The organism is Elstera sp. (assembly GCF_044372965.1).
In the GTDB taxonomy this organism is placed as follows: domain Bacteria; phylum Pseudomonadota; class Alphaproteobacteria; order Elsterales; family Elsteraceae; genus Elstera.
This window is the reverse complement of sequence record NZ_JBILQX010000118.1, coordinates 1-11,133: the sequence shown is the minus strand read 5'-3', so window position 1 is coordinate 11,133 and position 11,133 is coordinate 1. Positions and strand designations below refer to the sequence as shown.

Genomic DNA, 11,133 nt, shown 5'->3' with positions numbered 1-11,133 from the left:
GACGACTCTAGGGATGTCGGAACCGGGATAACCGAACATATGCGCACCCTGTCATCCCCCGACGAATCCAGGGATGCCGGAACCGGCGCATCCACGGCAGGCGACCAAATCACCCTGTCATCCCCCGACGAATCCAGGGATGCCGGAACCTGCTGCACGCGCGCGGAATCAACACCCTCCCTGTCATCCCCCGACGAATCCAGGGATGCCGGAACCGATGGTGCGTTAACCCCTGGAAAGGATAGGGAGATTCGCCCGTCAACCGCGCGATGAAACGCGGCTTCGGGGCCGGTGGGACATCCACCGTTCGACTGTTTTACAACAGCGAATTTGGTTACAAGGTCGAAGGCTACATGCCCCGCCGGGCGCGCAGGCGCGGCCTCGGGGGCAGGCAAATCAACCACGAGGGACAGGAACCATGCCCCGCCCCGAAACAGAATTTCGCAGGTGCGCAACCCCAAAGGGATAGCAGGCAGTTTGCCGCGCAGCTTGATCCAGCCGGGAACGGCCTGAAAGCGCGCGCGCCCGTGGCGCAAATTTGGGCCGGGCTCAAACTTCCAGCCGCCATGCCCCGCTTCGCGGAACGGAATCGACGGGTAATCGGCGGTCCGCTGAAAGCGCGGAAACCCCGCTGCCGCCCCGGCCCCCGCCTTAGCGCGCTTAAAAAACGCCTGAAAAGCCAAATCCAGGCGTTTCACCACCTGTTCCAAGGTGCCGCGCGAAAAAGCGGCATAGGCCGGATCATCGGCACGAAGGGCGGTGATCTCCTTGCCCTGGTCAAAGGCCGTTAGGGTTTTGCCCTTGCCCGTCAGCGGGTTCACGCAGCGCTGATACGCTTCGATCCGCTGTTGCAGCAGGCCATTGTACAGCGCGCCCAAAGCTTGCCGCTGCGCATCCAACACGCGCACCTGCGCGGCGGTTGGGTAAAGCTTGAAGGTGTAGCGGCGTAGGTTCATGGGGAGCGGCCCTATTGGCGTGATGGGCGCTAGGTTATGCGGATTATTTTCCGTGCGTCAATCCAAAAATGCGGAGAGTTAACCGCATGACGTTTTTAACCACATCTGTCAGCCTGCAATCGTCAAGATTGCAGCGATGTCGATGGGTGCGCGAATGTGGGAAGAGCGGCGGTTATCAAGCCCTGGGAAGTCGGTAACGGTTGGCCTCGACTACATCGCAAGGGATCGCGCGCGGCGGCGTATAATCGCTAAAATATTTGAGCTATCGATGGGAACTACGGCTGGCGGCGCGCCCCGCGTGCGCATGCGGTTGCGCGAAGAGGGGGCTTCCCAGCAAAAAACTTTCATCTCGTCGCGCCTCACCTTGATCTTTGACCCCGTGACAGGCGAGGTTTTGGCCGAAGACGATGCGGCAATGGTCTGGATTGCGCAGGCGCTAGATGCGGAATTGCCGCCGTTCTGGCCTGTCGAACGGCTACGAACCACCGATATACCCGTGACGTTCGACGCTGAAGGCTATGCCGAGGGTTGGTTTTTTGGCGTGAGTGCAGCGTTTCGGGATGCACTCGATATCGTTTGGACCAAGACGCAAGTGACGAATATTGATCCGCATACCGGTAAAAAGTACAAGCGGGAGCTTGAGGCGTGGACGCGCGGCATGCCGCCCGCTTATAGCTTTTCTGAATTCGACGTGGCCTATGCGCCGCCCCTGCGCGAGGCGCTTAAATCCGCAGCCTGGGCCGAACAGCAGCGGGCTATGACGTTCGCGGTGAGCGTTGTAGAAGCTCTGCCGGATCTGGCGGTAGATCGGCGTGTATCGCCGGGTCAAGTAAAAATTAATCTTCAGACTTATTTAAATGGAGAAATTATTAATCAGGAACAGATTGAACTATCTCAAAGTCAATTTGTGACTCTTTTAAAAGAAGGGCCGCAGTCACTCGGGTCTGAATGAGCCTATGACCTTACCAAGTATTAGGGTGTCGGCGCTGCCAGCCGGAATATCACCCCATTCAGCTAAAGGTAGGCCGTTTGGTAAAACAATCGGCTGCTGGTGATCGGGGTCATTGGATCGCGGCCAAAGTACATGTTGACCATCCGGGCCAAGCTCATACTGCTTTGCCGTCGCTTCAAAATCATCGGTTGTTGGGGATCGGCGCAAACACACAAGGTTATCGCCAGGATTTGGGAGTAAGCCAAGATCGGGATAGCTGGCAATGAATAATATTGAACTATCGGGGTAGATTTTATTCATGGATTCGCCGCGCACTTGTAGGGCAAATATCTTTGCGCCTCGGGGCGCATTTAACGGCGGCGGTGAATAAAACTCATGATCTTCTGGCGGTAGTTCATAGGCTGCTGTCCAATAACCCGCTTGAACGAACCCAACAAGCGGAACCTTGTCATGAACCGATGTGGCCGGTGGCGGTGCGCCCGCGTTTCGGCTGGCAAGATCGCGGAATACCGCCAGCGGCACGCCCAAGGCCAGCGCGAGCGCATCGATTTTATCGATTTTCGGCTGACTGCCGCGCCGGATAGAGCGGATGGCGTCCGGGTGAAGCCCGGCTTTCAGGCAGGCTTTGCGTTCGCTGAGTTTGAGTTCCCCTAAGCGCGCATCAATGGCCGCAAGCAGCGCGGCATTTGGATTGTGCGGATCAAGGCCAGGGGCGGGTGTATTCATACTGCGGCGAATATGCCGCAGCGTATGACGCGGGTCATGCGGTAAATTTCTCGTTGACGATGCGGATAATAATCCGTAATTATCCTGGGTATGGATTACCGCACCCAACTCATCACCTTGGCGCGGGAGTATAGCCGTCTCGTCGGCCTCTCCGAAGCGCGGATTAGCACGCTGATCGTCAACCAGGGCGGGCTGTTCGGGCGGCTGCGGGCTGGGAAAACCTGCACGGTCGATACCTTCCTCGCAGTCAAGCGCTGGTTCGCCGATCACTGGCCGGATCAGCATCCCTGGCCTCCGGGGGTAGACCGTTGGGGGCTCGACGATCCCGCACCCCCGGACTTATCCGATCCGCCCGATCCAACCTGTAAGCCCGGCTTACAGGTTGAGGGGTCGGCTGCCGCCTGAGGCGTTTCCGTCCGGGGAATTCCGAAAACCTGTTCTGCCCGCCGCGCGGCCTGTTCGGCGGTGATGTGGATTTTTGTTTGCCCTATCGGCCCTTGGCCTGCTTGAGGGCGTTGCTTTTTAGGAGGGGTCATCATGCACGTCCTTTGGTTGCCTGCCCCCATCCTCCTTATGACGGGAGGGTAAAGCTATGGGGGCGTTTCCCATCGATTTTCTGTCGGCAGCCCAAGGGCGGCATCCCGTGGGGGAGCGGATCGCCGATTGGATTGATCCGTACCCGGCCAAGCTGCTGGCGGGTTGGTTCGGCGTTTCGCTGAAAACGGCGGAAAGCTGGCGGGCCGGGCATTTTCCGCAAATGCGCCACCTGCTGGCGATGGTGGAGCGGTGGGGCGAAGGCTTTGCTGCCCATGTGCTTGCGCCCGTGCTGGGCGAAGCGCCGCTGGTGGCGCGGCTGGATCGGCTGGCGCGCGAACTCACGATGATTCAAGGGGAAGTGGCCGATGGGCTGGCGTCGATTTCACACAGCGCGGGCGTGGGGCCATTACCTGCTGGCGTGGCTGCACGCGCGGCGGGCGCAAGCCCATCTGCGGCGCGCCCGGCGGTTGGTTCGGCGGTCGGGCAGGCGGGGGGGCTAAGCGCCCGCGTTCTGCTGCTGGTGGTGGCGGCGCTACTGACCTGGGGGGCGCTTGATACCGGCCCCGACCCGCACGCGCTGCGCCCCGCACCCGTGCGCCTCGTTAAATCCGCGCCCCTCCGGGGCCGTCTCGAAACCGTTTAGGAGGGGTTATGCGCCTCAAAATTCTCGATTTTTGCGCGCTCGGCGCGCTGGAACCTAGGCTCGTGATTTCCCTTGCCCCACAAGGCGCGCCAGAGGAACACGCGGCCATTGTCGCAGAAATTCAAGCGATGGTGGACTGCGGGCTGCTGATAGATTGCGGCCTGAAGCTGAATGCGGAAGGCCAATCGGAAGGCCGGGTGCTGGTTGCGGCGGCGGATGTGTTCGCCAGTGGGTCGGGGAGGGCTGCGGCATGAGCCTCGAACCCCAAGGCTGCCCCGCGCCTGGGGCCTGCGCCTGCAACGGCGAAAACACCAATCTCATCGGCATTATTGCGCGCATTCGCCAGCTTTCCGGGGTGGGGGATAAGCCGGATTTGGCTGAACTGCCGGAGGCGATTGCAGATAAACTTAATGCGGCGCGCGCGAGCGCTCAGGTTATTCCCGAGGGCTGGCGGCTAGTGCCGACCGCTCACGCGCTTTTAGATCGGGACCCCGGATGTGAAGTCGTCGAGTTTATCTCCAAAGAAGCCCGGTGTTGCGGCGGCATATCGTGGGATATTTACAATGGCATCCTACAGCGCGTTCCGGCCCCGGAATTGCCCTTGCGCACCGAAGCCGAGGTGCACGCAAAAGCCCGGCGCGAGCTTCTTGAGGAGTTAGCCGCAGAAACTAAAGCGAATGGTGAATACTCCCTGACGGAGGTTTTGGAGTGGCTTGGCGAATGTGCGGCTTCCGCCAAAGACGCATCGCAATTTGCGGACGATGGTGACGTTTGGCCGATCTTCTCTTCAGAAGTGCAAGCTGAATTTATCAGCCGCATCACTACCCGCATTCCCAAGAAGGCGCGGATCAAAGCGGCGACACTAGTTCAAGAGGTTTTTGCCGAGCGGATAGCTTCAGAAGCGCGCCTTGAATTGAACAGATTGGCACTCTCTTTAGAGAGACGGCACAATAAATATGCCCGGCGGGAGGTGTTGGAAGAGGCGGCGAAGGTCGCTGATGGACGCGCCCAGGCATTCAGCGGCTTGGATAGGGTCGCGGCACAAGATGTTGCGACCGCTATCCGCGCCCTCATCGCCAACGAAGGCGGTGCCCCATGACTGGCGATTTTCTCACGGTGTCCGAGGTCGACCCGCCCGAAGGCGGCGTTTATCTGCGGCTCGATTTGCGCGACGGCCTGCAAGGGGCGCTTATTCACCTGAGCTACGCAGCGGCGTTGAAGCTTTTGTTCACCTTGGCGGATTCCTTGGGCGTTGGCCGCGAGGCCAAGCGCTTACAGGGGCTTGCGGGGGATTCCGATGCTCCCGCGCCCTAGCCCGGAAACCCTGCCGGTGCTGGCGGGCCGATCCGATGGCACGGGCGGCGCGGCCCAGGCTGCCGCCGAATTTCTGCGGCGCGATGGGTTTCGCGTCACCGTGCTTAAAACCAATGGCCAGTTTGATGGCTGGTTTCAACTCGTGCTCCCCGGCGGCATCGCTACGCTGGTGGTCGGTAAGGCCGATTTGATCGACCGGGCCAAACACCGGGAAGCCATGATGCTGCGGGCGCGGGCGGCGGTAGCCCCATCGCTAAAACGTCGGAGGCAATCATGAGCCCGTCCCGCGCCCCGCGCCGGTATTTTTCGGCAGAGGAGGATGCGATTTTGCGTCGCCTTTACCCGCGCGGCGGGCAAGCCGATCTGTTGGCCGCGCTGCCGGGGCGCAATTGGAAGGGAATCACCATGCGCGCGCACCGCCTCGGCTTGTACCGGGAGGTGCGCGAGGGCCTGGGCGAATTCCATCGATGGCAGGCCGATCAGGATGCGGAAGTGATTGCCGAACTCACGGTGTCGCAGTTCGGGCGGCGCAACCGCGATATCGCGGGCCTTGTTGCGCGCCTAGGGCTGCCGCGCGGGCGGGTGGAGTACCGGGTGCGGCTGCTCGCTGACACGCTGGGAGCAGGGCGATGACCGGGCTATTGCCGCTCACCATTGGCGGGGAGCCATTGCCGCCGCAGACCCGCTATTCCGTCGCCACCATGCTCGCGGGCGGACAGCAGGCTGGGCAGAACTTGCGCCGGGCAGCCGATTTTTACGCGACGCAGCCTAAGGCGACGCGGGCGTTTATGCGGGCGGAGGCGGAGCATCTGCGCGCCTATGACGGGCCTGTTTTGGAGCCCTGCTGCGGCGAAGGTCATATGAGCCGGGTTCTGGCCGAATTTTTGTGCTGCGAGGTGATCTCGACGGATCTGCGGACCGATACCGGCTTTGGGGTGGGCGGCGTTGATTTTATGCGCACAAAGGCGCTGCCGAAGGGCGTGCGGCGTTTAATCACGAATCCACCCTATGCCGAGGATGTCGACGGGGTGCCGCTGCCTATCAAATTCGCTGTTCATGCCCTGATAAATCTGGGCGTGGAATATCTGGCGATGCTGCTCAAGCAGTCCTTCTGGAATGCCGATAATCGGTGTGGGTTATGGCGTGATCTGCGGCCGTCCCGGCTGCTGCAAACCACATTTCGGGTCGATTTTACCGGGCAGGGTTCTCCGCCGGTCGGGGGCTTGTTCGTTGTTTGGGATCGGCGTCACGAATGGGGTGCGGGGCGGTATGATTTGATCTGCGAAGGGGGGCTGGTGCGATGACCTTGCAACGCCCGCTCAATTATTACGGCAGCAAAGAAAAGCTGTGCCCCGCGATTTACCGGCTCATTCCGCCGGGGGTGGAAACCTGGGTGGACCTGTTCTGCGGGTCCGGCATCGTCACGCTTAAAAAGCCCCGGCATCCACGCGAGGTTGTTAACGATCTCAACCGCGACGTGATTAACCTGTTCGCCGTGTTGCGCGGCGGCGGGGCGGGCGAACTCTATCGGCTGCTCGAACTCACGCCCTATTCACAGCAGATCCTCGCGGAGATTTATGCAGCCGAACCAAGCCCCGACCCGATCACGCGGGCATGGCAGTTTCTCATCATGTCCTGGCAAGCGCGGGGCGGGGATTGTTATCAGACCGGGTTTCGCTGGTCGAAGGGGCAAACCACCGCGCCGGAAATCACTTGGTCGCGCCTGCCCCAAAGGTTGGCGGCTGTGGCAGAGCGCTTGCGCGGGGTGTGCATCCGCGAGGTCGATGCGCTGCGGTTGATCGATGACTATGACGTGCCGGGGTCGCTGCTGTTTGCCGACCCGCCCTATCCGGGGCCGGTCGGGCGGCGCTATGCGGTGCTGATGGCTGAAGAGACTCATGCAGCCTTGGCCCGGCGGCTCGCCGCGTGCCGCGCCCGCGTCATCCTCACCATGAACCCCGATACCATCTATTCCGAAATTTTGCAGGATTGGCACCGGCATGACGTGAGTGTTTTGGGCGGCGGTGGGCAGGTAAAGGGGGAGTTGATCCTCACCAATTTCGAGCCGTCACCGCTGTTTGGGGGTGGGGTATGACCCTCCGTTACCTTTCCGTCTGTTCCGGCATCGAGGCCTTTGCAGTCGCCTGTGAGGCACTACCCTTTGAGCCTGTGATGTTTTCGGAAATTGAGCCCTTTCCCTGCGCGGTGCTCACCCATCAACAGCGCGCGACGGATCTGCGCGGCGGTGTTCGGCCTGGTCGGGTGGCACTGTGGGGCGATATGGCGGCGCTGCGGGTTCGTCACTTCCGCCGGTTCGGTATTCCGCTGCCGGATGTGTTGGTGGGTGGAACGCCCTGCCAGAGTTTCAGCGTCGCGGGTCTCCGGCGGGGGATGCTCGATCCGCGCGGCGGCTTGACCCTTTCTTTCGTGAGGTTGGCGCATGCCCTCGCAGCAACTGGCGCTCTTCGAAACGCCCTTTGGGAAAACGTCCCCGGAATCCTCTCCCATGCCGACAATGCTTTCGGGTGTTTCTTGGGAGCGCTTGTCGGGGCAGATGACGCCCTGCGTTCGCCAGGAAAACAGGGACGGTGGCCGCGTATCGGTATGGTTGCCGGGCCTCGGGCACGGGCGGCATGGCGGGTTTTCGACGCTCAATATTTCGACCTCGCCCAACAACGCGCGCGTTTGTTCGTTGTCGTCGATTTTGGAAACGGGGCCGATCCCGCCGAGGTATTATTTGAGCGCAAAAGCCTGCGCCGGGATACTGCGCCGCGCCGAAAAGCGGGGGAAACGGTTGCCGCCCTTACTGCAAGCGGTGTTGGAACGTGTGGCGCAGACGATAATCAAGCCCAAGCGGGGCACCTTATTGCCGCATGGGCCATTCAGGAACGCGCGGTTTCGGAAAATCCCGCCGCAGGGCCGGACGGGGCCGGATTCCGGGAAGGGCTCGCTTACACCCTGGAAGCCCGCAGCGTGCCGCAGTCCGTCGCCTTCGGCGGCAATAATTGCTCCGGCCCGATAGAGGTTTCGCCCGCATTAACGGCCCACGCGGGACCGTGCGGGCGGATGGATTTCGAGAGCGAGGCGTTTATTGCGGACGTGGCTCCAACGCTGCGAACGGCTTCCGGCGATTTTAATCATATCGGGGATTGGAAAGGGCTGATCGCCTTCGACTGTAAATCGTCGGACCCTGCGCGCGGCGTGACTGGCGATAAATTCACCACCCTGCGCGCAATGGCGAGCACCACAAGCCACCAAAATGGGGGGGGGCATCTCGCGGTCGCGGGCGAAAGCGGCGTTCGCCGGCTAACCCCGCGCGAATGCGAGCGGCTTCAGGGCTTCCCGGACGACTACACCTTAATTCCCTGGCGCAAGGGCCTTGCCCCCGATGGGCTGCGCTATCGGGCCTTAGGCAATTCAATGGCGGTGCCAGTCATGCGCTGGATCGGCGCGCGCATCAATGCGGTGATGCGGGGGCGGGCAGCATGACTGCGCCCGAAGCCTCCCGACCCTGGCGCGTCCGGCGGTTTTCGGTGGCGGCGCTCGATCCCGGTGGGGTGCTGGCGCGGGAAGGGCGGCGGATAAAGCCGGGGGCGCGGGCGTTTCCGTTCGAGCTTCAGCGGGTTTCGGAAACCTTCGACCTGGGGCGCATTACCGGGCCGGTGCCGGTTCATACGGATCGGCTATCCGATCAGCGGCGCGGCGGGGCGTTCTATCCGTTCCATCAAGGGATGATTTGGACGTTCGTGCTGTGGGCGCGGGGCGATCCGGCCTTGCTGCTGGTGGGCCGCACCGGCCCGCGCCTTATTCGTCTGGAGCCGGGCGTGGCGATTTGGTTCGACATTACCGAAACGGCGCACGGGGTTACGGCCTTGCCGGAAATCCACCCTAAACACCTGCCGCAGGCCGTGATTGCCCAGGCTTGCGGCTGCCCGGCGTTTCTGTATGACGCGGCGGTGCAGGAGCTTCGGGCGGCAGTGCAGGAGTTTGCCCGATGAGCCGGTATCCCTGGTTCAAATTCTACCCCGGCGATTGGCTTGGGGATTTTCAACTTGCAACCGTTTCTCTCGCAGCGCGTGGCCTTTGGATACACATGCTCTCTGTGATGCATAACGCCAAACCACGCGGCTATCTTCTCGTCAACGGAACGGCGGTGACGGTGACCCAGCTTGCCAATTCGACAGGCTCCAGCCCCGACCAGATCACCGAGTTGCTCGGCGAACTGCAAGCGGCGGGGGTGTTCTCGGCCAATAGCAAGCGCGTCATTTACTCCCGCAGAATGGTCCGTGATGAAAAAAAAGCCGTAGTTGCCGAGAAAAACGGGAAAACCGGGGGTAATCCAAAACTTTGTAAAAAAAGGGAAAATTCGGCATCGGATAACCCCGATGATAACCCAGGGGATAACCCCGAGGTTAAGACCCAGACGCTAGAAGCTAGACACCAGACTCCAGATAAACCCCCATCATCATCCCTTCGGGCTGATGATATCCCCCCTAAGCCCGAAAGGGGTTCGCGGCGGGGCACTCGGCTGCCGAAGGATTGGTGCTTGCCGGAAGCTTGGGCGATGGATGCGGCTTTCGAAGGGCTTTCGGAGGCTGAGATTGACCGGGAGGCACAAGCCTTCGCCCTGCACCATTGGGCGCTCGCCGGGTCCAAAGCCCTCAAGGAAGACTGGCATAGCGTGTGGGTGCTGTGGTGCAAGCGCGGGCTTGAGCATCGGGCGGCGGCTGCTCCTGCGCCTGCGCCGTCCACGCCCGGCCCGGCAACGGTGGACGTGCCCGGCGACCCCATCCTTGCCGACCTGTACCGCCGGGTGGGCGCTACCGCCTTCCGGGCGTGGTTTGCCGGGGTGCGGGCGCGGCAGGAAGGGGCGGGCGTGGTCCTTCTGATGCCATCGGCCTTTGCCCGGCAGGAAGCTGAAACCCGCTTTCGGGACAAGCTCGATCCTGCCTGGAAACTCGTCTTCGAAGCGAAAGGGGCTAAACCATGAGCGGGGTTTATTCGGCGCTGGCGGGCGATCATCCCATCGTTGCGCCAACGGCGGCGGGGCTCGCGGCAGTTCGGGCGGCGATTGCCACGCTTACCGTGCCGCCGCGTGCTGTGGGTGCGGGCGGGCGGGCGCTGGATCATCTGCGGCTGCACGATGCGGCAGCGTGCCGGGCCATTCTGGCGGCGCTGGCGCGGGTTCGGGCGGTCACGTCGCATACCGAGCGGGCGGCGGCGGCAGAAGCGTGTTTGGCGATGATCGTCACGGCATGGCCGAACCGTTCCTTGGCCGATGCCGAAAACTACAAGCAATCCCTGGGCGTACTCCTGTTGGAGCATCCGCCGGTGGTGTGCGGGCAGGCGGTCGATGATCTCACGCGGGGCGCAAAGCGTTTTCCGGCGCGGCCCGATCTGGCAAGGGCGCTGAAGCAGGTGGCGGCGGATCATGCGGAGTTGGGGCGGCTGGCGCAACTCCACCTCGATGAGTGGCAATACCGGGATTTGCACCCGCCGCCGAAGGCTCCCGCCAGCGCGGCGGAACGGGAGGCGGAGAAAGCGCGGGTTCGGGCGCTGTTGATGGGGGCTTTCGGGCCGGGATATCTCAAGACGGAAAGGAAGCGGCGATGAACGGGGCAAGCGATAAGCGGGCAATGCCGATTGAGGATTTCTTGGAGTGGGTCTATCGCGTCCAACGGGCCGATCTGGTTCTAAGCCGGGCCGATCATCGGGAAAAGAATTGGCTCGCGGGCGCGGGCATCTCGGGCGATGGTTGCGCGGTGCTGGAACGGCAAGGCGTCCTCGGTACGCGAATCGACGGCGGCGGTTACGCGGCGGCCGATCTGCACCCGGACGCGGAGGCGACGCACATTACAATCGGTCTCATGTTGCGTTCGGGCGCGCTGTCTCATGCGCAGGTTGGGCTGTTGCTCGAATGTGGCAAAACGGGCGGGGTGCCGGTGTGGGAGTTGGAAGAAGCGCCGGAGCCTACTTGGGTTGAGGCATCTGTGCCGGGTGGGGTT

At 62.1% G+C, this 11,133-nt stretch carries 16 protein-coding genes and 1 pseudogene; 15 read left to right on the top strand and 2 right to left on the bottom strand.

The window, feature by feature from the left end:
* The coding region (locus tag ACIQ36_RS13985) for a helix-turn-helix domain-containing protein (protein ID WP_395830299.1) at positions 1–956 on the bottom strand (956 nt) is incomplete at its 3' end.
* Between the two features lie 136 nt (positions 957–1,092).
* On the opposite strand from ACIQ36_RS13985, the gene ACIQ36_RS13980 reads away from it, so the two are divergent.
* Positions 1,093–1,908, top strand: a complete 816-nt coding sequence (locus ACIQ36_RS13980; RefSeq protein ID WP_395830297.1) for a hypothetical protein — start codon at positions 1,093–1,095, stop codon at positions 1,906–1,908.
* On the opposite strand, the gene ACIQ36_RS13975 is transcribed toward ACIQ36_RS13980, so the two are convergent.
* A complete protein-coding gene (locus ACIQ36_RS13975) occupies positions 1,891–2,634 on the bottom strand; it encodes a S24 family peptidase (protein ID WP_395830295.1) in 744 nt (247 codons plus the stop codon). The two genes, ACIQ36_RS13980 and ACIQ36_RS13975, sit on opposite strands and share 18 nt — an antisense overlap.
* A gap of 90 nt (positions 2,635–2,724) precedes the next feature.
* Between ACIQ36_RS13975 and ACIQ36_RS13970 the strand changes: the two genes are divergently transcribed.
* The 14 genes and pseudogenes from ACIQ36_RS13970 to ACIQ36_RS13905 all read left to right on the top strand — a co-directional run.
* Entirely contained in the window at positions 2,725–3,039 is a 315-nt protein-coding gene (locus ACIQ36_RS13970; RefSeq protein WP_395830293.1) for a hypothetical protein, read from the top strand.
* Positions 3,040–3,226: 187 nt separating this feature from the next.
* On the top strand, positions 3,227–3,814 hold the full coding sequence (locus tag ACIQ36_RS13965; RefSeq protein WP_395830291.1) for a hypothetical protein: 588 nt from the start codon (positions 3,227–3,229) through the stop codon (positions 3,812–3,814).
* 8 nt (positions 3,815–3,822) lie between these two features.
* Entirely contained in the window at positions 3,823–4,068 is a 246-nt protein-coding gene (locus ACIQ36_RS13960; protein WP_395830290.1) for a hypothetical protein, read from the top strand.
* Positions 4,069–4,187: 119 nt separating this feature from the next.
* Positions 4,188–4,913, top strand: a complete 726-nt coding sequence (locus ACIQ36_RS13955; protein WP_395830288.1) for a hypothetical protein — start codon at positions 4,188–4,190, stop codon at positions 4,911–4,913.
* Complete coding sequence (locus ACIQ36_RS13950; protein WP_395830286.1) at positions 4,910–5,128, top strand: hypothetical protein; 219 nt, start codon at positions 4,910–4,912, stop codon at positions 5,126–5,128. Before ACIQ36_RS13955 ends, ACIQ36_RS13950 begins: the two co-directional genes overlap by 4 nt.
* Positions 5,112–5,405, top strand: a complete 294-nt coding sequence (locus tag ACIQ36_RS13945) for a hypothetical protein (RefSeq protein WP_395830284.1) — start codon at positions 5,112–5,114, stop codon at positions 5,403–5,405. The genes ACIQ36_RS13950 and ACIQ36_RS13945 overlap by 17 nt, the downstream gene beginning before the upstream one ends.
* On the top strand, positions 5,402–5,761 hold the full coding sequence (locus tag ACIQ36_RS13940; RefSeq protein ID WP_395830282.1) for a hypothetical protein: 360 nt from the start codon (positions 5,402–5,404) through the stop codon (positions 5,759–5,761). The genes ACIQ36_RS13945 and ACIQ36_RS13940 overlap by 4 nt, the downstream gene beginning before the upstream one ends.
* Positions 5,758–6,432 (top strand): hypothetical protein, encoded by a 675-nt coding sequence (locus ACIQ36_RS13935; RefSeq protein WP_395830280.1) that lies wholly within the window; start codon positions 5,758–5,760, stop codon positions 6,430–6,432. Before ACIQ36_RS13940 ends, ACIQ36_RS13935 begins: the two co-directional genes overlap by 4 nt.
* Positions 6,429–7,223: a DNA adenine methylase gene (locus ACIQ36_RS13930; protein ID WP_395830278.1), complete on the top strand. Its 795-nt coding sequence runs from the start codon at positions 6,429–6,431 to the stop codon at positions 7,221–7,223. The genes ACIQ36_RS13935 and ACIQ36_RS13930 overlap by 4 nt, the downstream gene beginning before the upstream one ends.
* Complete coding sequence (locus ACIQ36_RS13925; protein ID WP_395830276.1) at positions 7,220–8,617, top strand: DNA cytosine methyltransferase; 1,398 nt, start codon at positions 7,220–7,222, stop codon at positions 8,615–8,617. The genes ACIQ36_RS13930 and ACIQ36_RS13925 overlap by 4 nt, the downstream gene beginning before the upstream one ends.
* Entirely contained in the window at positions 8,614–9,126 is a 513-nt protein-coding gene (locus ACIQ36_RS13920; RefSeq protein ID WP_395830274.1) for a hypothetical protein, read from the top strand. The genes ACIQ36_RS13925 and ACIQ36_RS13920 overlap by 4 nt, the downstream gene beginning before the upstream one ends.
* A gap of 548 nt (positions 9,127–9,674) precedes the next feature.
* The gene (locus ACIQ36_RS13915; protein WP_395830272.1) at positions 9,675–10,118 is read left to right on the top strand and encodes a DnaA N-terminal domain-containing protein; all 444 of its coding nucleotides are present in this window, start codon (positions 9,675–9,677) and stop codon (positions 10,116–10,118) included.
* Complete coding sequence (locus ACIQ36_RS13910) at positions 10,115–10,741, top strand: hypothetical protein (RefSeq protein WP_395830270.1); 627 nt, start codon at positions 10,115–10,117, stop codon at positions 10,739–10,741. The genes ACIQ36_RS13915 and ACIQ36_RS13910 overlap by 4 nt, the downstream gene beginning before the upstream one ends.
* A pseudogene (locus ACIQ36_RS13905) lies at positions 10,738–11,133 on the top strand (hypothetical protein); the annotation flags it as partial. The gene ACIQ36_RS13910 and the pseudogene ACIQ36_RS13905, both read left to right, overlap by 4 nt.